Source organism: Enterococcus sp. DIV2385 (assembly GCF_051711925.1).
In the GTDB taxonomy this organism is placed as follows: domain Bacteria; phylum Bacillota; class Bacilli; order Lactobacillales; family Enterococcaceae; genus Enterococcus; species Enterococcus faecalis.
The window spans coordinates 153,406-175,936 of the sequence record NZ_JBIONV010000001.1 but is presented as its reverse complement, the minus strand read 5'-3'; the positions used below and the strand labels follow the sequence as shown (position 1 = coordinate 175,936).

Genomic DNA, 22,531 nt, shown 5'->3' with positions numbered 1-22,531 from the left:
AGTTATGTTTTGGCAAGAGAAACTGAATACAACAACAGGGTTAAACTGCGGGCAATTGGAAATTAGTTTTCGTCAATGATTTTTTTCACATCAGAAAAAACAGTATCGATTTCGCGATTGCCATCGATTGTATGCATCAAGCCTTGTTCTTTATAGAAAGCTAAGATTGGTGCGCTACTTTCAATGTTGACTGCCAAACGATTTTTAACCGTTTCGGGCTTATCATCTTCTCTTTGGTAGAATTCATGTCCGCCACAGCGATCACAAGTGCCTTCAACTTTTGGCGGGTTGAATAATTTATGATACGTTGCGCCACATGTGCGACAGATGAATCGTCCAGCTAAACGCTCGATTAATACATCTTCTTCTACATGGATGTCAATGACAGCATCAATTTTTTTGTTTAATTCTTTAAGCATTGTATCTAATGCTTTTGCTTGATCCAGTGTACGTGGGAAACCATCTAATAGGAATCCTTTGTCTGTGTCTGGTTCAGCAAGGCGTTCTTTAACAATTCCGTTTGTTACTTCGTCAGGAACCAGTTCACCTTTATCGATATAAGATTTCGCTTCTAGGCCCAAGGCAGTTTCATTTTTCATTGCTGCACGGAACATATCTCCAGTAGAAATATGTGGAATGCCATACGTATCAATGATTTTTTCTGCTTGGGTGCCTTTACCTGCTCCAGGTAATCCCATTAAAATGAGGTTCATATATTCTCCTCCTAATTTTAAAGACCGGCTTATGAAGCTAGCCATATGTGAGAATGGTGCTGAGGTAAAACCTCAACACTCGATTCTTACTTATTGATAAAGCCGACATATTGACGTTTCATCATTAATCCTTCTAATTGTTTCGTTGTTTCTAATGCAACCCCGATAACGATTAGTAAACTTGTTCCACCTAAACCGATTGATTGAGGTAAGTTCCAAACCATTTGCGCAATGATTGGAAGTAAAGCAACAAGTCCTAGGAAAATTGAGCCGACAACACTTAATCTCATTAACACGCCAGATACATATTCTTCTGTACCTTTACCTGGTCGCACGCTTGGAATGTAGCTTCCTTGTTTTTGTAAGTTTTCCGCTAATTTCTCAGGGTTTACTTGAACAAATGCATAGAAGAACGTAAACGCAACGATTAGGACAGTATAGATGATTGCCCCTGGAACTGTGTTATAACTGAAGATTTTTGTCATAATGTCATACCAATTTTCACCAGCGAATTTTGATGAGAAAGCTTGTAAAATGGCATTTGGTGTTGCAATTAACGAGCTGGCAAAGATAACTGGAATAACCCCAGCAGCATTTACTTTTAACGGTAAATAACTACTTGTTGGTGCACCAGAAACACGTTTTGTATATTGGATTGGAATCTTACGTTCTGCTTGTTGGAAGAACGTTACGACTGTAACGATCACCAAAATAGCAATAACTAAGATTGCAATGAAAATAACAGATTGCCAAATACGAGAAGACTCGATATTGACGAAGTAATCTTCATAGATTTCTTTGACTGCTCCTGGCAAACGAGAAATAATCCCGGCAAAAATAATCATTGAAACACCATTTCCGATTCCTTTTTCTGTAATTTGTTCACCCATCCAAGTCACAAACATCGTCCCAGCAGTTAAAATAACTGCAATCATCACAAAGGTACCTAAGGTTGGATTGTTTACAATCCCAGTTTGACTTAAGCTATTAAAACCAGCAGTGATCCCCATTGACTGAGCCACACCCAAGACAATCGTTAGATATCTTGTAGCTTGATTTAATTTCTTACGCCCAACTTCCCCTTGTTTTGACCATTCTACAAATCTAGGTACAATATCCATTTGCAATAGTTGAATGATAATAGAGGCTGTAATGTATGGCGAAACCCCCATCGAGAAGATAGAGAAGTTTTGCATGGCACTACCACTCACCATATTCAACATATTCAAAAAGGGTAAGCTACTTAAATCAGACAATCCCTTTGCATTCACCCCGGGCACAGTAATGTGCGCACCTAGGCGAAATACAAACAAGATTAAAACTGTAAATAAGATTTTTGATCTAATGTCTTTGACTTTAAAGGCGTTCTTTAATAGCTTGAACAATTAGATCACCTCGATTGAACCACCAGCAGCTTCGATAGCTTCTTGTGCTGATTTCGAGAATTTAGCTGCTTTCACAGTTAATTTTTTCGTTAACTCACCATCTGCAAGAACTTTGATTCCCGCTTTTTCGTTTTTAACGATTCCTGCTTCTTTTAGGACAACAGGAGTTACTTCTGTTCCATCTTCAAAACGGTTTAAAGTATCTAAGTTCACAACAGCGTAATCTTTACGATTAATGTTTGTAAACCCACGTTTTGGTAAACGACGGAATAATGGAGTTTGACCCCCTTCAAATCCTAAACGAACACCACCGCCTGAACGGGCTTTTTGCCCTTTTTGTCCACGGCCAGCTGTTTTACCATTACCAGATGAAGTACCACGTCCAACACGGTTACGTACTTGGCGTGAGCCCTCAGCAGGTTTTAATTCATGAAGTTTCATAGGTTTGGCACCTCCTTAAGCAATCTTCTATTACAAATCTATAAATCTTAAACTTCTTCTACGTCCACTAAATGTGAAATAGTGTTAACCATACCTTTGATTGCTTCATTGGCAGGTTTTGTAACAGTACTATTCACTTTACCTAAACCTAACGCTTTAACTGTAGCACGTTGGTTTTGAGGACGTCCGATAACACTGCGTTTTAAAGTAATTTTTAATTCAGCCATTATTTTTGTCCTCCTTAACCGATAATTTCTTCTACAGATTTACCGCGAAGTGTTGCCACTTCTTCGGCACGTTTTAATTGTTTTAGACCTTCAACAGTTGCGCGAACAACGTTAATAGGTGTGTTTGAACCTAGTGATTTAGATGTAATATCTGCTACACCAGCTAATTCCAATACGGCACGAACTGGTCCACCAGCAGCTACCCCAGAACCTTCTACTGCAGGTTTCATAAGGATACGGCCGCCACCGAATACGCCAATTACTTCGTGCGGGATAGTAGAACCAACCATAGGCACTTCAACTAAGTTTTTCTTCGCGTCTTCGATTGCTTTACGGATAGCTTCAGGTACTTCTTGTGCTTTACCAGTACCGAAACCAACGTGTCCGTTTTTGTCACCGACAACAACTAAAGCTGCGAAACGTAAACGACGTCCACCTTTAACAACTTTTGTTACACGGTTGATCGCTACAACGCGGTCTTCTAATTCCAAATGTTTTGGATCAATATAAACCATGAATGGTGTTCCTCCTTCTCCTAAAATTCTAGTCCATTTTCACGAGCAGCTTCAGCTAAAGCTTGCACGCGGCCATGGTAAAGGTATCCACCACGGTCGAAGACTACTTTTTTGATGCCTTTTTCAGCGGCACGTTCAGCAACTAGTTTACCAACAGCTGCAGCTGTTTCTGTTTTTGTTCCACCTGAAATTTCTTTATCCAAGGCAGAGGCACTTGCTAGCGTCACACCCGCTACGTCATCAATGACTTGCGCGTAGATGTTTTTGTTAGAACGGAAAATGTTCAAGCGTGGGCACTCAGCAGTACCAGAGATTTTGTTACGTACACGACGATGTCTCTTTTGACGTGTTTTGTTTTTATCTGGTTTTGTAATCACAATTTTCACCTCTTTGATTTAATGTTTACTACTAATATTTCAAGCAGTCAGCAGATTACGGAAAAGAGAAGCTGGCAGACAAGACAAAAGCATTTTATTGGAAAAATCCCATAAAATGACAGTTGCTTGTTGTTGACTTCTGTTTTCTACACAGCTGTTATTATTTACCAGTTTTACCTTCTTTACGGCGTACAAATTCACCAACATAGCGAATCCCTTTGCCTTTATAAGGTTCTGGAGGACGAACGCCACGGATGTTAGCAGCTAATTCACCAACAACTTCTTTGTTGATGCCTTTAACGATAACTTGTGTGTTCGCAGGTACTTCAAATGTTACGCCTTCTGGTGCTGTCATTTCGACAGGATGAGAATAACCAACGTTTAAAGTTAATTTGTTGCCTTGTACTTGGGCACGGTATCCGACCCCGATAAGTTCAAGTGCTTTTTGGAAACCTTCAGAAACACCAACAACCATGTTGTTGAAGTTTGCACGAGTTGTTCCGTGGATTGTTTTCATTTCTTTTGAATCGTTTGGACGAGTGAATGTCACTTCGTTTCCTTCGATGTTCATTTTGATATCAGAAGAAAATTCGCGTGTTAATTCACCTTTAGGTCCTTTAACTGTAATGTTGTTTCCGTCTTGCTTGATTTCAACACCAGCAGGAAGAACAACAACTTTATTACCAATACGGCTCACTTAGAGACACCTCCTTGTGTATTTTTTAGAATTACCATACGTAGGCGATTACTTCGCCGCCGATATTTTTCGCTCTAGCTTCTTTGTCAGTAATTACACCCTCTGATGTAGAGATGATTGCAATTCCTAGACCGTTTAATACTTTTGGTACTTCGTCAGCTTTTACGTATGCACGTAAACCTGGTTTAGAAATACGTTTTAAGTTTGTGATAACACGTTCTTCGTTTTTACCATATTTTAGGAAAACACGGATTACGCCTTGTTTGTCATCTTCGATGTATTCTACGTCGCGGATAAATCCTTCACGTTTCAGGATTTCTGCGATATCACGTTTGATTTTTGAAGCAGGTACTTCTAAAGTTTCATGTTTAACCATGTTCGCATTACGAATGCGAGTTAGAAAATCTGCAATTGGATCTGTCATGACCATTGAACTATTTACCTCCTTTATGCGAGTTTACTTGTTTACCAGCTAGCTTTCTTCACGCCGGGAATTTGACCTTTATAGGCAAGTTCGCGGAAGCAAATACGGCAAAGATGAAATTTACGATAAACTGAATGTGGACGTCCACAACGTTCACAACGAGTATAAGCTTGTGTTGAATGTTTAGCAGGACGTTTGTTTTTAGCAATCATTGATTTTTTAGCCACGTAGTTCGCCTCCTTATATTATTTTTGGAATGGCATACCTAATTGTGCCAACAATTCGCGAGACTCTTCGTCAGTGTTCGCTGTTGTAACAATTACGATGTCCATACCGCGTACTTTATCTACTAAATCATAATCAACTTCTGGGAAGATTAATTGTTCTTTAATACCTAAAGTATAGTTACCACGACCATCGAAAGCTTTTTTGCTGACACCGTGGAAGTCACGTACACGAGGTAAAGAAACTGTTACTAATTTATCTAAAAATTCGTACATTCTTTCGCCGCGTAGCGTTACTTTCGCACCGATTGGCATTCCTTCACGTAAACGGAATCCAGCGATAGATTTTTTAGCTTTTGTGATAAGTGGTTTTTGACCAGTGATTAATGCTAATTCTTCAACAGCTTTGTCTAAGTTTTTAGCATTTGATACTGCATCACCCACACCCATGTTGATAACGATTTTATCAACTTTAGGTGTTTGCATAACTGAGCTGTAATTAAATTTTTCCACCAATGATGGTGTTACTTCTTTAATATATTTTTCTTTCAGGCGGTTCATTCAGTAAGCCCTCCTTCCGCAATTTTTATTTATCTAAAACTTCACCTGTTTTTTTAGAAACGCGGACTTTTTTGCCGTCGACTTCTTTAAACGCAACTTTAGTAGCTTCTCCGTTTGAAGGATCAATCACCATTACATTAGAAACATGAATTGGCGCTTCCACTTCAAGGATTCCACCTTGTGGGGCTGCTTGGTTTGGTTTTTGGTGTTTTTTAACGACGTTGACACCTTCAACGATAACTTTATCTTGTTTAGGAAACGCTGCTAAGACAACGCCTTCTTTGTTTTTATCTTTACCAGTGATAACTTTTACTTTATCGCCTTTTTTAACAAACATTACTGTTTCGCACCTCCTTTAACGTGGGCTCGAGATTATAATACTTCTGGTGCTAGAGAAACGATCTTCATGAAGTTGTTTTCACGTAATTCACGTGCAACTGGTCCGAAGATACGTGTTCCGCGTGGGCTTTTATCGTCACGGATAATTACCGCAGCATTTTCATCAAATTTGATGTAAGAACCGTCAGCACGACGAGCGCCAGATTTTGTACGAACGATAACGGCTTTAACTACTTCACCTTTTTTAACAACCCCACCTGGCGTTGCTTGTTTGACAGTAGCAACAATAACGTCACCGATGTTAGCAGTTTTACGACCAGATCCGCCTAGGACTTTGATCGTTAAAATTTCACGTGCGCCAGAATTGTCAGCGACTCTTAAACGACTTTCTTGTTGGATCACGATGTGTATCCCCCTTTCAGATTTTGTGCTTCAATCTATTAGGAAATTCTCGTTTTATTAGATAATAACTGCTTCTTCGACTACCTCTAGTAAACGGAAACGTTTTGTAGCTGATAATGGACGAGTTTCCATGATTTTTACGATGTCTCCAACTTTCGCTGTGTTGTTTTCATCATGCGCTTTATATTTTTTAGAATATTTCATACGTTTGCCATAGATAGGGTGGTTTTTCTTTGTTTCAACGACAACTGTGATTGTTTTATCCATTTTGTCTGATACCACGCGACCTTGGTAAACTTTACGTTGATTTCTTTCTTCAGTCATACGCGTTTGGCCTCCTTCCACTATTAGTTAGCTTGTTCACGCAATACTGTTTTGATGCGTGCAATCGATTGACGTACTTCTTTAATACGTGCAGTGTTTTCTAATTGACCTGTTGCTAATTGGAATCTTAAGTTGAACAATTCTTCTTTTAATTGTTTTTCTTTATCTAGCATTTCGGCAGTGGTTAATTCTCTGATTTCTTTAACCTTCATTCGATTCACCACCCATTTCCTCACGTTTTACGATCTTAGTTTTTACCGGCAATTTGTGAGATGCAAGACGAAGAGCTTCACGAGCTACTTCTTCAGGAACGCCTGCGATTTCAAACATGATTTTACCACGTTTAACTGGTGATACCCAGCCTTCTGGTGCCCCTTTACCTTTACCCATACGTACGCCGATAGCTTTACTTGTGTAAGACTTGTGAGGGAAAATTTTAATCCATACTTTCCCGCCACGTTTCATGTAACGAGTCATTGCAATACGGGCTGCTTCGATTTGACGGTTAGTAATCCAGTGAGATTCAGTTGCTTGTAAACCCCATTCACCAAATGCTACTTCTTTTCCGCCTTTAGCTTCACCGCGCATTTTTCCGCGGAATTCACGACGGTGTTTTACACGTTTAGGTACTAACATGATTATTTCCCTCCTTTCTCAGTGTTTTTTTTCGTTGGAAGAATTTCTCCACGATAGATCCACACTTTAACTCCTAGTTTTCCGTAAGTAGTGTCCGCTTCTTCCCATGCGTAATCAATGTCCGCACGTAATGTATGAAGTGGTACAGTTCCTTCAGAGTATCCTTCTGAACGAGCGATATCCGCACCGTTTAGACGACCTGATACTTGAGTTTTGATTCCTTTAGCGCCAGCACGCATTGCGCGTTGGATGGCTTGTTTTTGAGCACGACGGAAAGCAACACGGTTTTCTAATTGACGTGCAATTCCTTCGCCTACTAATTTTGCATCTAAATCTGGTTTTTTGATTTCAACGATGTTGATGTGAACTCGTTTGCCAGTTAATTTGTTTAATTCTTTTCTTAGGTTTTCGACTTCAGATCCGCCTTTACCGATAACCATACCTGGTTTAGCTGTGTGAATTGAAATGTTAACACGGTTTGCAGCGCGTTCGATTTCAATTGTAGATACAGCAGCATCAGCAAGTTTTGTTGCGATAAATTTACGGATTCTTAAATCTTCGTGTAAGAATTCAGCATACTCTTTTTCAGCATACCATTTCGCATCCCAGTCGCGGATGATGCCTACACGCATTCCAATTGGATGTACTTTTTGACCCACTGATTGTCCCTCCTCTTAAATGTTTAAGCTCTGTTTTCATAAAGAAAACAGTCTATTTCATGAGACTTATTTCTCTGTTACAACTACTGTGATGTGACTAGTACGTTTGTTGATTGGTGAAGCTGAACCTTTTGCACGAGGACGGAAACGTTTCATTGTTGGTCCTTCGTTAACAAATGCTTCAGATACGACTAAGCTTTCAACGTCTAAGTCAAAGTTGTTTTCTGCGTTAGCAACTGCTGACATTAAAACTTTTTCAATGATTCCAGCAGACTTGTTCGGTGTGAATTTCAAGATTGAAATTGCATCCGCAACGCTTTTCCCTCTGATAAGATCGATTACTAAACGTGCTTTACGAGGTGAAGTGCGAACTGTTTTTGCAGTTGCTTTAGCTGATGTAATTTGTTCTGACATTTGCATATCCTCCCCTCAAAATTAGCGTTTAGTTTTTTTATCGTCAGCAACGTGGCCACGATAAGTTCTAGTTGGTGCAAATTCACCTAATTTATGTCCTACCATGTCTTCTTGAATGTAAACAGGGACATGTTTCCGTCCATCATATACAGCGATTGTGAAACCTACGAATGATGGAAAAATTGTAGAGCGGCGAGACCAAGTTTTAATTACTTTTTTCTTTTCGGCACCTTGTTGTGCTTCGACCTTTTTCATCAAATGATCATCGACGAAAGGTCCTTTTTTTAAACTACGACCCATGGTGAACCTCCTCTCAAAATGTACGACACATGGTCAAAAAAATTATTTAGTACGACGACGAACGATAAGTTTGTCTGATTTAGCTTTTTTATTACGTGTTTTGTATCCAATTGCTGGTTGACCCCATGGAGATACTGGCGCTTTACGTCCAATTGGTGTTTTACCTTCACCACCACCGTGTGGGTGATCGTTAGGGTTCATTACGCTACCACGAACAGTTGGGCGTTTACGCATCCAACGAGAGCGGCCAGCTTTACCAATGTTGATTAATTCGTGTTGTTCGTTACCAACTGAACCGATTGTTGCACGGCAAGTTGCTAAGATCATACGAACTTCGCCAGAGTTTAAGCGGATTAATACGTATTTGCCTTCTTTACCAAGTACTTGCGCGCTTGTTCCAGCTGAACGGATTAATTGTCCACCTTTACCAGGTTTCATTTCAATGTTGTGGATAACTGTACCAACTGGAATGTTTTCCAATGGTAATGCGTTACCTACTTTAATATCTGCTTCTGGACCAGATACTAGGCGCATGCCTACTTCTAATCCTTTTGGTGCTAAGATGTATGCCTTAACCCCGTCTTCGTAATGAACTAACGCGATGTTAGCAGAACGGTTTGGATCGTACTCGATCGTTTTAACAACCGCTGCGACGTTATCTTTATTACGTTTGAAGTCAATCACACGGTATTGACGTTTGTGACCGCCACCTTGGTGACGAACCGTAATGCGACCGTTGTTGTTACGACCGGCATTGTTTTTTAATGGCTGTAACAATGATTTTTCTGGTGTTGAAGTTGTGATTTCAGCGAAATCAGAACTTGTCATGTTACGACGGCCATTTGTGGTAGGTTTGTACTTTTTAATCGCCACGTCTTATTTCCCTCCTACGTTGATATTGTTCAGGACTGCTTATTCAGCAGCTTCGAATAATTGAATTTCTTTTGAATCTTCAGTTAATGTAACGATCGCTTTGCGACGTTTTTTTGTATAACCTGCATATTTACCCATGCGTTTGAATTTTGGACGCACGTTTAAGATGTTTACGTTTGCTACTTTAACATCGAATGCTGATTCAACAGCTTGTTTTACTAAAGTTTTGTTTGCGCGAGTGTCCACTTCGAAAGTATATTTCTTTTCGTCCATAGCTAACATGGATTTTTCAGTGATCACTGGGCGTTTGATTACGTCTAGTAATTCCATTATGCAAGCACCTCCTCAATTTGAGTAAGAGCTGTTTGTGTTGCCAAGACTTTGTTAGCTGACACAACATCTAACACACTAACGTTATCAGAAGTTACTACAGAAACGTTTGGTAAGTTACGAGCTGATAAAGCTGCAAAGTCGTTACCATTTTCTAAAACAACTAATACTTTAGTATCGATAGACAAGTTAGCAAGAACTTGTTTGAATTCTTTTGTTTTTGGTGCATCGAAGCTTAAACCTTCTACTGCTACCAAGTTATTTTCAGCAACTTTGTCTGATAATACAGATTTCATTGCTAAGCGACGAACTTTTTTAGGAAGTTTGTAGCTGTATGAACGCGGTGTTGGTCCAAAGACTACGCCACCTCCACGCCATTGTGGTGAACGGATTGAACCTTGACGAGCACGACCAGTTCCTTTTTGACGCCATGGTTTGCGGCCACCGCCACGAACAGCGCTACGGTTTTTAACTGCGTGTGTTCCTTGTCTTAATGAAGCACGTTGCATGATGATTGCATCATAGACAACACTTTCATTAGGTTCGATTCCGAAGATTTCTTCATTTAAAGTGATTTCACCGTTTTGAGTTCCATCTTGTTTGAATAATGCTACATTCGGCATTCCTTAGTTCCTCCTTTCCCTACACTTATTTAGCTTTCACAGCTGATTTGATTGTGATTAAAGATTTTTTCGCTCCAGGAATGTTTCCTTTGATTAAGATAACATTTCTTTCTACGTCCACTTTAACAACTTCAAGGTTTTGAATTGTTACGCGGTCGCCACCCATACGGCCGGCTAGTCGTTTATTTTTAAATACACGGTTAGGCGCTACTGGACCCATTGACCCAGGACGACGGTGATAACGAGAACCATGAGACATAGGTCCGCGGCTTTGGCCGTGACGTTTGATTGCCCCTTGGAATCCTTTACCTTTCGTAGTACCTGTAACATCAACAACGTCTCCTGCTTGGAAAACATCTACTTTGATTTCTTTACCTACTTCATATTCTCCTAGCTCAACATTCTTGAATTCTTTAATGAAGCGCTTAGGAGCCGTGTTTGCTTTTGCAACATGACCTTTCGCAGGTTTGTTTGATAAAACTTCACGTTTGTCTTGGTAACCAACTTGGATAGCTTCGTATCCGTCAGTTTCAACAGTTTTTACTTGTAAAACTACGTTTGGCGTAGCTTCAACTACTGTTACTGGAATTAATTCACCAGACTCAGTAAAGATTTGTGTCATTCCCACTTTTTTCCCTAAGATTCCTTTGGTCATGAGTACACCTCCATCTTAATTTTATAGTTTGATTTCAATATTAACACCAGACGGTAAGTCAAGCTTCATTAGAGCGTCAACTGTTTTTGGTGTTGGGTTCACAATGTCAATTAGACGTTTGTGAGTACGCATTTCGAATTGTTCGCGAGAATCTTTGTATTTATGAGTCGCACGAATAACTGTGTAAAGTGAGCGTTCTGTTGGTAATGGAATCGGACCTGATACGTCAGCTCCAGTTCTTTTTGCTGTTTCCACAATTTTATCCGCTGATTGATCTAAAATACGGTGTTCATACGCTTTTAAACGGATACGAATTTTTTGTTTTGCCATCTTGTTCCCTCCTTCGCCTATTTTAAAAGTAGACATAGCTCCACGAAAATTTATCCGGCATGCTCGTTCATGGCAAAGCGTCCGAGCGTGTCGCAACCTCTCGCTTCACAGCCGGCAAATCAAATCGTTGATCTACCAATGCTTTTTACACTCCTGTAAACAGCACCTTTTTGATTATACTATGAAAGGATAGTGTTAGCAAGGATTTTCTGCGTTTTTTCGAAAGAATTTTTTCTTGTTTTGAAAAGCATTTGTTTTGTTTTTCAATTCTTTTCATTCTATTTTTATAAAAAAAGAATTTGGGATTCCTTTTTTACCAGAATCTCAAATTCTTTCTTTTTTATTCTATTAACCAATCCGGCGCATTGGAATATCATTGTTATCTGGATGAACCAATAAATATTGAATAACATCAATATTGCTTGCTTGGAATGAGGCTGCACATGCTTGCAAATATAAGTCCCACATTCGATAGAAGCGCTCGCCTTTTTCGTCAACAATTTCTGTTTCTATATTATGGAAGTTTTTTGTCCAATGTTCCAACGTCAATTGATAATCTCTGCGCAAACTTTCCAAGTCAATCACTTGCAAGTCGTTTTCTGTCATATGGCCGACTAGCTCAGTGACACCAGGAATATAGCCACCTGGGAAAATATAACGATTAATCCAAGCATTTTTAGCCCCACCTTGTTGGCGACTGATCCCATGAATCAACGCCGTACCTTTAGGCGCTAAATTCCGCTGAACGACATCAAAATATTCATGTAGATTTTCCGCACCGACATGTTCAAACATCCCAACACTCGTAATATGATCAAAAGACTCTCCTTTTAAATCACGATAATCCATCAACTTGACAGTCATTCGATCTTGTAGACCTTCTTTTTCTATAATATGGCGAATATGATGAAATTGCTCTTCACTTAATGTAATCCCAGTTGCTTTGGCTCCATATTCTTTCACCGCAGTTAAAATTAATGTGCCCCAGCCGCAGCCAATATCCAGTAAAGTGTCCCCCTCTTTGATAAACAATTTATCTAAAATATGATGAACTTTATTCACTTGCGCTTGTTCTAATGTATCTTCAGGCGTTTTAAAATAAGCACATGAATACGTCATTGTTTGGTCAAGCCATTTTTTGTAAAAATCATTTCCTAGATCGTAATGGCTGTGAATATCCTCTTGCGAACGTTTTTTTGAATGACTTTCTTTAGGAAGCCATTTAATAAATTTAGCATTGTGTAAAAAGCTATCCTTTTGGTTATACACATCATAAATCAGCGCTTGGATATCGCCTTCGATTTCAATTTTGCGATCCATGTAGGCTTCCCCTAAAGTTAATGAAGCGTTATTCAGTAAATCCTTCACAGGAATTTTTTCATTGAATACAATTTTAAAAACCGGATCCCCCGACCCTTGCCCATACTCTTTGACGGTACCATCCCAGTATGTGACTTGTGTCTTTTTTGAAAAAGACCATTTAAACAGTTGACTGTACGTTTCTTTTTCTAACATTGCATTCCCTCCATTAAATACCATTTGAAGCCAAAACAAAAAGAAGTCGCTTTCCGGTAGTTCGTCAAAACAAACACCACAGTCCGTTCTAAACTGAAGCACAGAAAAGTTATCACCCCTTCTATGTTCCGCTTCTTTTTTTGCAATTACAGTTCTATTCTACTCCTCTTTTAAAAATTTGAACATTCTTTTAACGTAATACCTACTATTGTTATTCTTTATCACAAAAAAACTAGAGCCAGTCCTTGACAGACTCCTCTAGTTCTAAACATTATGCTTTCTTACGCATCCGTTGTTCCGCATGAGTGTAAGCGCCATGCCACACGTGCCCCACATAAGGATTAACTTGAATACCGTGTTTAATCGCCGCTGCTACAAATTTTTTCGCTAAAGTTACTGCTTCTAACACCGAATAACCTTTCGCCAAGCCAGCTGTGATTGCCGCTGAAAAAGTACAACCTGCACCATGATTATAATCAGTTGGATATAATTCATTTTCCAAAAGATGCGCGGTGTGACCATCGTAAAACAAGTCCAGTGCTTTTTCACCAGCTAAGCGATGTCCCCCTTTAACCACGACATGCTCGGCTCCCATTTGTACAATTCGTTTTGCCGCTTCTTCCATCTCCGCCACGGAAGAAATTTCGCCTAAACCAGATAAGATGCCCGCTTCAATTAAATTAGGCGTGGCCACTAATGCTAATGGCAGTAAATCGTTTTTTAGGCCTTCCACACTTTTGGGTTGCAGAATTTGTGCCGTGCCCTTACAAGCAATGACTGGGTCAATCACGACTTTTTGAATTTTCTCTTGTTTAATGTACTTACTAGCCATTTTAATATTTTGTTCATTGCCCATCATCCCTGTTTTCAAGGCCGCTACTGGGCCGCCTGCAAAAACCGAAATCAATTGTTTTTCTAAGAGCGTTTCTGGCAATTCAGTTACTTCATGTGACCAACCTGTTGTAGGATCCATCGTCACAATCGAGGTTAAACTTGAAAATCCAAAAACTCCATACTCTTCAAATGTTTTTAAATCTGCTTGAATCCCTGCCCCTCCAGTTGAATCGGAGCCTGCAATCGTCAATACTTTTTCCATTAAATCACCTAACCTTTTTCTCCAAGTATACGGAAGAAACAAGTCTGCTAAAACAGCCAATTGGCTTATTTTTTAGCCAGCCAATTTCTAAACAAAAAAAGACCAGAGAATAAATTCTCTGGTCTTACGTCCGAATACCCCAGTTTTTTACGCTGGTTAAAGCTATAGTTAAAAAGTTAATTATTTAACGATTTCAGTAACAACGCCTGAACCTACAGTACGTCCGCCTTCACGAATAGAGAAACGAGTTCCGTCTTCGATAGCGATTGGGTGAATTAATTCAACGTCCATAGCAACGTTATCACCAGGCATTACCATTTCAGTACCTTCTGGCAATTCTACAACACCAGTAACGTCTGTTGTACGGAAGTAGAATTGAGGACGGTAGTTAGTGAAGAATGGAGTGTGACGTCCGCCTTCTTCTTTTGATAATACGTATACTTCAGCTTTGAATTTTGTGTGTGGAGTGATTGTAGCTGGTTTAGCTAATACTTGTCCACGTTCGATATCTTCACGTGCTACACCACGTAATAAAGCACCGATGTTGTCGCCTGCTTCAGCGTAGTCTAATAATTTACGGAACATTTCAACACCTGTAACAGTTGTTTTAGATGTTTCGTCTTTAATACCAACGATTTCAACTTCGTCACCAACGCGAACTTCACCACGTTCAACACGGCCTGTAGCAACAGTACCACGTCCAGTGATTGAGAATACGTCTTCGACTGGCATCATGAATGGTTTGTCAGTATCACGTTCTGGAGTTGGGATATATTCGTCAACTGCAGCCATTAATTCTAAGATTTTTTCTTCATAAGACTCGTCGCCTTCTAAAGCTTTCAAAGCAGAACCTGCGATAACTGGAACATCATCGCCTGGGAAATCGTATTCTGATAATAAGTCACGAACTTCCATTTCTACTAATTCTAATAATTCTTCGTCATCAACCATATCCATTTTGTTTAAGAATACAACGATGTATGGTACACCAACGTTACGTGATAATAAGATATGTTCACGTGTTTGAGGCATAGGACCATCAGCAGCAGAAACTACTAAGATAGCTCCGTCCATTTGAGCAGCACCAGTGATCATGTTTTTAACGTAGTCCGCGTGTCCTGGGCAGTCAACGTGTGCATAGTGACGAGTTTCAGTTTCATATTCGATATGAGAAGTGTTGATTGTGATTCCACGTTCTTTTTCTTCTGGAGCGTTATCGATAGAATCGTAGCTTTGTGCTTCCCCGCCACCGTGTTTTGATAATACAGTAGCAATTGCAGCTGTTAATGTAGTTTTACCATGGTCAACGTGTCCGATAGTACCAATGTTAACATGGGATTTAGAACGGTCAAATTTTTCTTTTGCCATTTTGAATGTTCCTCCTAAAAATATAAATTTTATTGTTTGTTTTATATGTGATAGACGTTACTAAAAATCGTCTGATCATCATAAGCTATTTTACACGAAATCTTGAAAAAAGGATAGTTCTAAAAACAAACCTTTTATTCTCAAGGAAAATTATGCGTTGCCGCCGTTTTTCTTGATGATTTCTTCTTGAACAGACTTAGGTACGTCTTCATAGTGGTCAAATACCATCATAAATGTACCGCGTCCTTGTGTTGCTGAACGTAATGTTGTAGCATAACCAAACATTTCAGCTAAAGGTACCATCGCATTAACGATTTGAGAGTTACCGTGTGCTTCCATACCTTCAACACGTCCACGACGACTTGTTACGTGTCCCATGATATCACCTAAGTAATCTTCAGGAACAGTAATTGTAACTTTCATCATTGGTTCTAAAATAACTGGGTTTGCATTTTTAGCCGCAGCTTTCAATGCCATAGAAGCAGCTACACGGAAGGCCGTTTCATTTGAATCGACATCGTGGTATGAACCATCGTAAAGTTTTGCTTTGATATCAACTAATGGATAACCAGCAAGAACACCGTTGTTCATAGAGTCTTCTAACCCTTTTTCAACTGCTGGGATGTATTCACGAGGAACCACACCACCGACAATTGCGTTTTCAAACTCGAAGCCTTTACCTTCTTCATTTGGTGTAAATTCAACCCATACGTGACCGTATTGTCCTTTACCACCAGACTGACGAACGAATTTACCTTCTGCTTTAGTCGCAGCACGGAATGTTTCGCGGTAAGATACTTGAGGAGCACCTACGTTAGCTTCAACTTTGAATTCACGTTTCATACGGTCTACTAAAACGTCTAAGTGCAATTCACCCATACCAGAGATAACTGTTTCACCAGTTTCAACGTTTGTTTCAACGCGGAATGATGGATCTTCTTCAGCAAGTTTTTGTAGAGCCACGCCCATTTTATCTTGGTCAGCTTTTGATTTAGGTTCAACAGCGACTTGGATAACTGGATCAGGGAATTCAATAGATTCAAGAATAACTGGTGCATCTAATGCACATAATGTATCACCAGTTGTTGTGTCTTTTAGACCAACAGCAGCAGCGATATCACCAGAGTACACTTTGTCAATTTCTTGACGAGTGTTGGCGTGCATTTGTAGGATACGACCGATACGTTCTTTTTTGCCTTTTGAAGCGTTCAATACGTATGAACCACTTTCAAGGACACCAGAATAAACACGGAAGAAAGTTAAACGACCTACGAATGGGTCAGTCATAACTTTAAATGCTAATGAAGCGAAAGGTGCTTCGTCATCAGCTGGACGAGTTGTTTCTTCGTCTGTTTTAGTATCGATCCCTTTGATAGCATCGATATCTAATGGAGATGGTAAGTAATCAAGAACAGCGTCCAACATTAATTGAACCCCTTTATTCTTGAATGCTGAACCAGCTAATACAGGGAAGAACTCAACGTTGATTGTTGCTTGACGGATACCAGCGACTAATTCTTCTTCAGTGATTTCTTCACCTTCAAGATATTTCATCATTAAGTCTTCGTCAGTTTCAGCAACAGCTTCAACTAATTTTTCGCGCCATTCTTGCGCTTTTTCTAAATAATCTTCAGGAATATCAGTTTCTTGAATATCTGTTCCCAAATCATTTGTGTAGATTTCAGCTTTCATTTTAATCAAGTCAATGATTCCAGTGAAGTCTTCTTCAGCTCCGATTGGAATTTGAATTGGATGAGCGTTTGCTTGTAAACGATCATGTAATGATTCTACTGAATAGAAGAAGTCCGCACCGATTTTATCCATTTTGTTACAGAATACAATACGAGGAACTTTATATTCAGTCGCTTGACGCCAAACAGTTTCTGTTTGAGGTTCTACACCTGATTGAGAGTCAAGAACTGTTACCGCACCATCTAATACGCGTAGAGAACGTTGTACTTCAATTGTGAAGTCCACGTGTCCTGGAGTATCGATGATATTTACACGGTAGCCTTTCCACTGTGCAGTTGTCGCAGCGGATGTAATCGTGATACCACGTTCTTGTTCTTGTTCCATCCAGTCCATTTGTGAAGCACCTTCATGGGTTTCACCGATTTTATGGATTTTACCAGTGTAGTACAAGATACGCTCAGTTGTTGTTGTTTTACCAGCATCAACGTGGGCCATGATACCAATGTTACGAGTTTTTTCAAGTGAAAATTCTCTTGCCATTTTGTATGTTTACTCCTCTCTTTATTTAAATCGATTGTAAATTGACTTTCTGCTGCCACTTTACGCGACAGACAGAGAGGATCTTACCAACGATAATGAGCAAATGCGCGGTTTGCGTCTGCCATTTTGTGTGTGTCTTCGCGTTTTTTAACAGAAGCGCCAGTGTTGTTAGCAGCATCCATGATTTCTTTCGCTAGACGTTCTTCCATTGTGTGTTCACCACGTAGACGTGCGTAGTTAACTACCCAACGTAAACCTAAAGTTGTACGACGTTCTGGACGAACTTCAACTGGTACTTGGTAGTTAGAACCCCCAACACGACGTGCTTTAACTTCAAGAACAGGCATAACGTTTTTCATTGCTTGTTCAAAAACTTCCAATGGATCGTTACCTGTAGATTCTTTGATGATATCAAATGAATTATAGATAATATTAGCAGCAATCCCGCGTTTACCGTCAACCATTACACGGTTGATTAAGCGAGTTACTAATTTTGAGTTATAAATTGGATCTGGTAAAACATCACGTTTTGCAACAGGACCTTTACGAGGCATCCGTAACTCCTCCTTCCGAAATATGATTTTTCAAGTTGTTATTGTCTTATTATAATTAAGCTTTAGGACGTTTTGTACCGTATTTAGAGCGGCTTTGTTTACGGTCGTTAACACCGGCAGTATCAAGCGCACCACGAACGATATGGTAACGTACCCCTGGTAAGTCTTTTACACGTCCACCACGTAATAATACCACGCTGTGTTCTTGTAAGTTGTGACCGATACCTGGGATATAAGCTGTAACTTCGATTAAGTTTGACAAACGAACACGGGCATATTTACGTAAAGCTGAGTTCGGTTTTTTAGGTGTCATCGTACCCACACGTGTACAAACTCCACGTTTTTGCGGAGAGTTAACGTTTGTTTGAGTTTTCTTAAAACTGTTATATCCTTTGTTTAAGGCTGGTGAATCAGATTTTTCTACTTTAGATTTACGAGGTTTACGTACTAATTGGTTAATTGTAGGCATTCCTTGTTCTCCTCCTTCCTTACTTCGCTTCTAGTTCCACACATCCAGGTGGTTCTTTTTTCGCGATAAAAAATAATGCAATCTCTGCACTCTTTATCAAATATGCTTTGATAGACAGTCAGCACGTCCCTATAAGGAACCTGTAGATAAAGCACCTTTGTTAGGATACCACGATAAGTATCAGCTGTCAACCCTCTTCTTTCGCCTTTCGAAAAAAAGATTTTCCTTCTATTTAAACGTACTTTTCCTTTAAAAATTTTTATGACTTTTTCAAAAACTTTCTATCTTTTTTAGTTAAATAACGGTACAATATCTTTGACTATTGAAGGGGGCGGAAAACAGCGATGAATCTGAAACAAATGGTAGGAATCGAAGCTGCAAAATATGTAGAAGACGGCATGATTGTCGGTTTGGGTACTGGCTCAACAGCAAAATTTATGGTAGACGAAATTGGTCGTCGCGTAAAAGAAGAAGGATTGTCAATCGTAGGGGTTACTACTTCAAAAGAAACAGAGAAACAAGCCTTGGCCTTGGGCATTCCTTTAAAGGGTATTGATGAGGTTCCGTATGTAGATCTTACGATTGATGGCGCCGATGAAATCAGCGCTGATTTTCAAGGAATCAAAGGCGGTGGCGCTGCCTTACTTTTTGAAAAAATTGTGGCCACTTATTCAAAGAAATGTATTTGGATTGTGGATAAATCAAAAATGGTGGACGATTTAGGAGCTTTCCCACTTCCCGTTGAGGTTGTTCCTTATGGCAGCCGCCAACTAGTGCATTTATTTGAAGAAAAAGGCTATCACCCAACACTTCGTTTAAACGCTGCTGGCGAAACATTAATAACAGATGGAGGCCACCATATCATCGATTTGCATTTAGAAAAAATTACAGATCCAGAAGCTTTAGGTTCTTATTTAGACAACTTGGTTGGCGTCGTTGAACACGGCTTATTTTTAAATATGGTTTCTATGGTAATCGTCGGTTATGAAGATGGACCGAAAACCTTACATGTTCCCGCACGTTAAGAATGTGTGAAAAAAGATTATTTATATAGGAAGGATAATATATGAAACGAATTGGTTATGCACGCACAACTATTATTGAAGACGATTTAAAAAATCAACTAACCACTCTCCAATCGTTTGGTTGTGATGATATTTTCCAAGAGACATTTGATCCTCAAGCGGAGGTCAGTGTCTTAGACGAAGTCGAAAAACTTCTTTCTGCTGGGGATACACTTATTGTTTGTAAATTGCACCATTTAGGTAAAACAACCCGCCAATTAACAGACTTTATGAAAATGTTAAAGGAAAAACAAGTTGATTTTGTCAGCATTTCAGAAGGAATTGATACTCACCTTCCAACAGGTGAAGCCTATTTCCAATTAATGGAGAGCTTATCTGCGATGGAATGTGCACTAATTAAAGAACGAACACTCGTTGGGCTCCACAAAGCTCGTGAAAACGGAAAAGTAGGTGGACGTCCAAAAATCGATGGACGCACCGTCCGCAAAATCCGTGCATTATATTACGAAAACAAAGAAACCATCCAGTTTATTTCTAATAAATGCGGCGTTTCGGTGGGCACTTGTTATAAGTACATCAATTTACCTGAGACAGATGTCGAGCGGCTGTATTCCTAAGAATAAAAAAGAAGTCCTTCAGATGGGGCTTCTTTTTTGATTCGATTTCACTCTAATTTTTCAGCAACTTTCACGTTTTTTTACTATTTTCCATTGGAAATCTTGCGCAAAACGGTGTACAATAAACGTGGAAATCTTATTTTCAGAAAACTAAACTCAAAGGAGAGCTTATACATGCCAAAATTAGTTTTTTCTCGTCATGGACTTAGCGAATGGAATGCCTTAAACCAATTTACTGGATGGGCTGACGTAGATTTAGCACCTGAAGGTGTTGAAGAAGCAAAAGAAGGCGGCCGTAAAATTAAAGAAGCAGGCATCGAATTCGACGTTGCTTATACTTCTGTTTTAACTCGTGCCATCAAAACTTGTAACTATTTACTAGAATACTCAGATCAATTATGGGTACCTCAAATCAAATCTTGGCGCTTAAACGAACGTCACTATGGTAAATTACAAGGACTAAACAAAAAAGAAACTGCTGAAAAATACGGAGACGAACAAGTCCACATCTGGCGTCGTTCTTACGATACTCTTCCTCCATTAATGGAAGCAACAGATGAAGGTTCTGCAGCAAACGACCGTCGTTATGCAATGTTAGACCAACGCGATATTCCTGGTGGCGAAAACTTGAAAGTTACTTTGGAACGTGCATTACCATTCTGGCAAGATGAAATTGCGCCAGCTTTAAAAGACAACAAAACTGTCTTAGTAGCGGCTCATGGTAATTCATTACGTGCTTTAGCTAAACACATCGAAGGCATTTCTGATGAAGATATTATGGATCTTGAAATCCCAACAGGTAAACCATTAGTTTATGAATTAAACGATGATTTAACTGTGAAAGAAAAATACTACTTATAAGAACTTGTTTCTTATTAACAAAAGCGGTTTGCCAAGGCAAACCGCTTTTTTATGGATTAAATAAATTGACTTTCGGTTAAACAATCTTTATAAATCGCTACTATGTCCGCTACATCCAATGGTACATAAGCCTTTTCAGCAATTGCACTATGGGCCACAGCTTGTTGTGCCATTTCTTCAAATTTATCTGCTTCGATGCCAACTTCTGGTAATGTCATTGGAATGCCACAAGCCACAAAGTAATCATACAATGCTTGAATACCTTTTTTCGCTGCTACTTCTTCTTCTTGTTCGACTATTCCCCAAACATTTCGAGCAAATTGCGCAAACTTGCCTACGGTTTGTTCAGACAAAACGTAATTCATCCAACGAGGCGTTAAAATTGCTAAGCCAATCCCATGCGTAATGTCATAAAACGCACTTAATTCATGTTCCATTGGGTGACAAGACCAAACACCTTGTTTGCCGCGCCCTGTTAAACCATTTAAGGCTAAACTACTCGCCCACATTAAATTAGCACGTGCATCATAATCTTCTGGATTTTCTAAAGCAATAGGACAATTTTTGATAACCGTTCGCATTAAGCCTTCTGACACAAAATCTTGGACGTCCGCGCCTGTCGAAATACTAAAATAGTTTTCAATCAAATGACTGAAAATATCCGCTGAGCCAGCTGCTGTTTGATTTTGAGGAACCGTAAAAGTATTCGTTGGATCCAAGAACGAAACTTTTGGAATCATATTCGGACCACCAAAGCCTAATTTTTGATTGGTTTCTAAGTTAGAAATGACAGCACCTGCGTTCATTTCACTACCTGTCGCTGCTAAAGTCAAGATGGTCACGATTGGTAAAGCAGGACCAGTATACCCTTTTCTGGCTGCAATAACTGTCCAGATATCTTCTTCCGAATAAAAGCCCGCAGCTATTGCTTTGGAACAATCAATGGTTGAACCACCGCCAACTGCTAAAATAACATCGACTTGGTTTTCTTTACACAACTCAATTCCTTTTCTAACGGTTTCAATGCGCGGGTTTGGTTCGACACCGCTCAACTCAATCAGTGTATGCCCGTTTTTTTGGGCCAAATCAGTAATTTGTTGGTACAAGCCATTACGTTTGATACTACCGCCACCATAAACAAGTAAGACATTTTTGCCAAATTGATCTAACACAGCAGGTAATTCGTCTAAACGATCTTTCCCAAAACGGATGTCTGTTGGTACATAAAAATTAAAGTTTTCCATTCTTTCATCCTCCATTCAATCCTCTTACGCATTTATCATACTATTTTTTCAAAAATCCGCCAATAAAAAAGCCGAGCAAATGACAGTTGCTTTCACAACGA

Annotated in this window: 33 protein-coding genes; 3 read left to right on the top strand and 30 right to left on the bottom strand. The window is 39.5% G+C overall.

Annotated features, from left to right (window positions below):
* Nucleotides 1-62: 62 nt before the first annotated feature.
* The 29 genes from IGM04_RS00845 to rpsL all read right to left on the bottom strand — a co-directional run bounded on the left by IGM04_RS00845 (nucleotide 63) and on the right by rpsL (nucleotide 18,683).
* Nucleotides 63-713 (bottom strand): adenylate kinase, encoded by a 651-nt coding sequence (locus IGM04_RS00845; RefSeq protein ID WP_002356223.1) that lies wholly within the window; start codon nucleotides 711-713, stop codon nucleotides 63-65.
* 86 nt (nucleotides 714-799) lie between these two features.
* Nucleotides 800-2,098 (bottom strand): preprotein translocase subunit SecY, encoded by a 1,299-nt coding sequence (gene secY, locus IGM04_RS00840; RefSeq protein ID WP_002359350.1) that lies wholly within the window; start codon nucleotides 2,096-2,098, stop codon nucleotides 800-802.
* The gene (gene rplO / locus IGM04_RS00835) at nucleotides 2,099-2,539 is read right to left on the bottom strand and encodes a 50S ribosomal protein L15 (protein WP_002356221.1); all 441 of its coding nucleotides are present in this window, start codon (nucleotides 2,537-2,539) and stop codon (nucleotides 2,099-2,101) included. It abuts the gene before it with no gap.
* A gap of 47 nt (nucleotides 2,540-2,586) precedes the next feature.
* A complete protein-coding gene (rpmD, locus tag IGM04_RS00830) occupies nucleotides 2,587-2,766 on the bottom strand; it encodes a 50S ribosomal protein L30 (RefSeq protein WP_002356220.1) in 180 nt (59 codons plus the stop codon).
* Between the two features lie 14 nt (nucleotides 2,767-2,780).
* On the bottom strand, nucleotides 2,781-3,281 hold the full coding sequence (gene rpsE / locus IGM04_RS00825; protein ID WP_086317582.1) for a 30S ribosomal protein S5: 501 nt from the start codon (nucleotides 3,279-3,281) through the stop codon (nucleotides 2,781-2,783).
* A gap of 20 nt (nucleotides 3,282-3,301) precedes the next feature.
* Nucleotides 3,302-3,658, bottom strand: a complete 357-nt coding sequence (gene rplR, locus IGM04_RS00820) for a 50S ribosomal protein L18 (protein WP_002356218.1) — start codon at nucleotides 3,656-3,658, stop codon at nucleotides 3,302-3,304.
* Nucleotides 3,659-3,818: 160 nt separating this feature from the next.
* Entirely contained in the window at nucleotides 3,819-4,355 is a 537-nt protein-coding gene (rplF, locus tag IGM04_RS00815) for a 50S ribosomal protein L6 (protein ID WP_002356217.1), read from the bottom strand.
* Nucleotides 4,356-4,386: 31 nt separating this feature from the next.
* Entirely contained in the window at nucleotides 4,387-4,785 is a 399-nt protein-coding gene (rpsH, locus tag IGM04_RS00810; protein ID WP_002356215.1) for a 30S ribosomal protein S8, read from the bottom strand.
* A gap of 35 nt (nucleotides 4,786-4,820) precedes the next feature.
* The gene (locus tag IGM04_RS00805; protein ID WP_002356214.1) at nucleotides 4,821-5,006 is read right to left on the bottom strand and encodes a type Z 30S ribosomal protein S14; all 186 of its coding nucleotides are present in this window, start codon (nucleotides 5,004-5,006) and stop codon (nucleotides 4,821-4,823) included.
* Between the two features lie 18 nt (nucleotides 5,007-5,024).
* Nucleotides 5,025-5,564 (bottom strand): 50S ribosomal protein L5, encoded by a 540-nt coding sequence (gene rplE / locus IGM04_RS00800; protein WP_002356213.1) that lies wholly within the window; start codon nucleotides 5,562-5,564, stop codon nucleotides 5,025-5,027.
* 25 nt (nucleotides 5,565-5,589) lie between these two features.
* A complete protein-coding gene (gene rplX, locus IGM04_RS00795; RefSeq protein WP_002356212.1) occupies nucleotides 5,590-5,901 on the bottom strand; it encodes a 50S ribosomal protein L24 in 312 nt (103 codons plus the stop codon).
* 35 nt (nucleotides 5,902-5,936) lie between these two features.
* Nucleotides 5,937-6,305 carry a 50S ribosomal protein L14 gene (gene rplN, locus IGM04_RS00790; protein WP_002356211.1) on the bottom strand — a complete coding sequence of 123 codons (369 nt, stop codon included), beginning with the start codon at nucleotides 6,303-6,305 and terminating at the stop codon, nucleotides 5,937-5,939.
* Nucleotides 6,306-6,362: 57 nt separating this feature from the next.
* Nucleotides 6,363-6,629 (bottom strand): 30S ribosomal protein S17, encoded by a 267-nt coding sequence (gene rpsQ, locus IGM04_RS00785; RefSeq protein ID WP_002359348.1) that lies wholly within the window; start codon nucleotides 6,627-6,629, stop codon nucleotides 6,363-6,365.
* Between the two features lie 23 nt (nucleotides 6,630-6,652).
* Nucleotides 6,653-6,841 (bottom strand): 50S ribosomal protein L29, encoded by a 189-nt coding sequence (gene rpmC / locus IGM04_RS00780; protein WP_002383858.1) that lies wholly within the window; start codon nucleotides 6,839-6,841, stop codon nucleotides 6,653-6,655.
* Nucleotides 6,831-7,265, bottom strand: a complete 435-nt coding sequence (gene rplP / locus IGM04_RS00775) for a 50S ribosomal protein L16 (RefSeq protein ID WP_002356208.1) — start codon at nucleotides 7,263-7,265, stop codon at nucleotides 6,831-6,833. The genes rpmC and rplP overlap by 11 nt, the downstream gene beginning before the upstream one ends.
* A gap of 2 nt (nucleotides 7,266-7,267) precedes the next feature.
* Nucleotides 7,268-7,924, bottom strand: a complete 657-nt coding sequence (gene rpsC / locus IGM04_RS00770; protein WP_002356207.1) for a 30S ribosomal protein S3 — start codon at nucleotides 7,922-7,924, stop codon at nucleotides 7,268-7,270.
* Between the two features lie 66 nt (nucleotides 7,925-7,990).
* Nucleotides 7,991-8,338 (bottom strand): 50S ribosomal protein L22, encoded by a 348-nt coding sequence (rplV, locus tag IGM04_RS00765; protein ID WP_002356206.1) that lies wholly within the window; start codon nucleotides 8,336-8,338, stop codon nucleotides 7,991-7,993.
* 21 nt (nucleotides 8,339-8,359) lie between these two features.
* Nucleotides 8,360-8,638 carry a 30S ribosomal protein S19 gene (rpsS, locus tag IGM04_RS00760; RefSeq protein WP_002356205.1) on the bottom strand — a complete coding sequence of 93 codons (279 nt, stop codon included), beginning with the start codon at nucleotides 8,636-8,638 and terminating at the stop codon, nucleotides 8,360-8,362.
* A 42-nt stretch (nucleotides 8,639-8,680) separates the two neighbouring features.
* The gene (gene rplB / locus IGM04_RS00755; protein WP_002356204.1) at nucleotides 8,681-9,511 is read right to left on the bottom strand and encodes a 50S ribosomal protein L2; all 831 of its coding nucleotides are present in this window, start codon (nucleotides 9,509-9,511) and stop codon (nucleotides 8,681-8,683) included.
* Between the two features lie 39 nt (nucleotides 9,512-9,550).
* Nucleotides 9,551-9,841: a 50S ribosomal protein L23 gene (locus tag IGM04_RS00750; protein WP_002356203.1), complete on the bottom strand. Its 291-nt coding sequence runs from the start codon at nucleotides 9,839-9,841 to the stop codon at nucleotides 9,551-9,553.
* On the bottom strand, nucleotides 9,841-10,464 hold the full coding sequence (gene rplD / locus IGM04_RS00745) for a 50S ribosomal protein L4 (RefSeq protein WP_002356200.1): 624 nt from the start codon (nucleotides 10,462-10,464) through the stop codon (nucleotides 9,841-9,843). Before rplD ends, IGM04_RS00750 begins: the two co-directional genes overlap by 1 nt.
* Before the next feature lie 25 nt (nucleotides 10,465-10,489).
* Nucleotides 10,490-11,119: a 50S ribosomal protein L3 gene (rplC, locus tag IGM04_RS00740; RefSeq protein WP_002356199.1), complete on the bottom strand. Its 630-nt coding sequence runs from the start codon at nucleotides 11,117-11,119 to the stop codon at nucleotides 10,490-10,492.
* 21 nt (nucleotides 11,120-11,140) lie between these two features.
* The gene (gene rpsJ / locus IGM04_RS00735; RefSeq protein ID WP_002389727.1) at nucleotides 11,141-11,449 is read right to left on the bottom strand and encodes a 30S ribosomal protein S10; all 309 of its coding nucleotides are present in this window, start codon (nucleotides 11,447-11,449) and stop codon (nucleotides 11,141-11,143) included.
* 348 nt (nucleotides 11,450-11,797) lie between these two features.
* Nucleotides 11,798-12,964 carry an SAM-dependent methyltransferase gene (locus IGM04_RS00730; protein ID WP_002389616.1) on the bottom strand — a complete coding sequence of 389 codons (1,167 nt, stop codon included), beginning with the start codon at nucleotides 12,962-12,964 and terminating at the stop codon, nucleotides 11,798-11,800.
* A gap of 271 nt (nucleotides 12,965-13,235) precedes the next feature.
* On the bottom strand, nucleotides 13,236-14,060 hold the full coding sequence (gene thiD, locus IGM04_RS00725; protein WP_033918136.1) for a bifunctional hydroxymethylpyrimidine kinase/phosphomethylpyrimidine kinase: 825 nt from the start codon (nucleotides 14,058-14,060) through the stop codon (nucleotides 13,236-13,238).
* Between the two features lie 180 nt (nucleotides 14,061-14,240).
* Nucleotides 14,241-15,428 carry an elongation factor Tu gene (gene tuf, locus IGM04_RS00720; protein WP_002356194.1) on the bottom strand — a complete coding sequence of 396 codons (1,188 nt, stop codon included), beginning with the start codon at nucleotides 15,426-15,428 and terminating at the stop codon, nucleotides 14,241-14,243.
* A gap of 150 nt (nucleotides 15,429-15,578) precedes the next feature.
* Nucleotides 15,579-17,660 carry an elongation factor G gene (gene fusA / locus IGM04_RS00715; protein WP_002356192.1) on the bottom strand — a complete coding sequence of 694 codons (2,082 nt, stop codon included), beginning with the start codon at nucleotides 17,658-17,660 and terminating at the stop codon, nucleotides 15,579-15,581.
* A gap of 83 nt (nucleotides 17,661-17,743) precedes the next feature.
* On the bottom strand, nucleotides 17,744-18,214 hold the full coding sequence (gene rpsG / locus IGM04_RS00710) for a 30S ribosomal protein S7 (protein WP_002356191.1): 471 nt from the start codon (nucleotides 18,212-18,214) through the stop codon (nucleotides 17,744-17,746).
* A gap of 55 nt (nucleotides 18,215-18,269) precedes the next feature.
* Nucleotides 18,270-18,683, bottom strand: a complete 414-nt coding sequence (rpsL, locus tag IGM04_RS00705; RefSeq protein WP_002356190.1) for a 30S ribosomal protein S12 — start codon at nucleotides 18,681-18,683, stop codon at nucleotides 18,270-18,272.
* Nucleotides 18,684-19,027: 344 nt separating this feature from the next.
* Here rpsL and rpiA point away from each other — a divergent pair, with 344 nt between their 5' ends.
* From rpiA to gpmA, 3 genes are all read left to right on the top strand, one after another.
* The gene (gene rpiA / locus IGM04_RS00700; protein ID WP_010709139.1) at nucleotides 19,028-19,708 is read left to right on the top strand and encodes a ribose-5-phosphate isomerase RpiA; all 681 of its coding nucleotides are present in this window, start codon (nucleotides 19,028-19,030) and stop codon (nucleotides 19,706-19,708) included.
* Between the two features lie 41 nt (nucleotides 19,709-19,749).
* Complete coding sequence (locus IGM04_RS00695; protein WP_010819147.1) at nucleotides 19,750-20,325, top strand: recombinase family protein; 576 nt, start codon at nucleotides 19,750-19,752, stop codon at nucleotides 20,323-20,325.
* A 174-nt stretch (nucleotides 20,326-20,499) separates the two neighbouring features.
* Nucleotides 20,500-21,186, top strand: a complete 687-nt coding sequence (gene gpmA / locus IGM04_RS00690) for a 2,3-diphosphoglycerate-dependent phosphoglycerate mutase (RefSeq protein WP_002359343.1) — start codon at nucleotides 20,500-20,502, stop codon at nucleotides 21,184-21,186.
* Between the two features lie 56 nt (nucleotides 21,187-21,242).
* Here gpmA and IGM04_RS00685 read toward each other — a convergent pair whose 3' ends face one another.
* The gene (locus IGM04_RS00685) at nucleotides 21,243-22,445 is read right to left on the bottom strand and encodes an iron-containing alcohol dehydrogenase (protein WP_179189084.1); all 1,203 of its coding nucleotides are present in this window, start codon (nucleotides 22,443-22,445) and stop codon (nucleotides 21,243-21,245) included.
* Nucleotides 22,446-22,531: the final 86 nt, after the last annotated feature.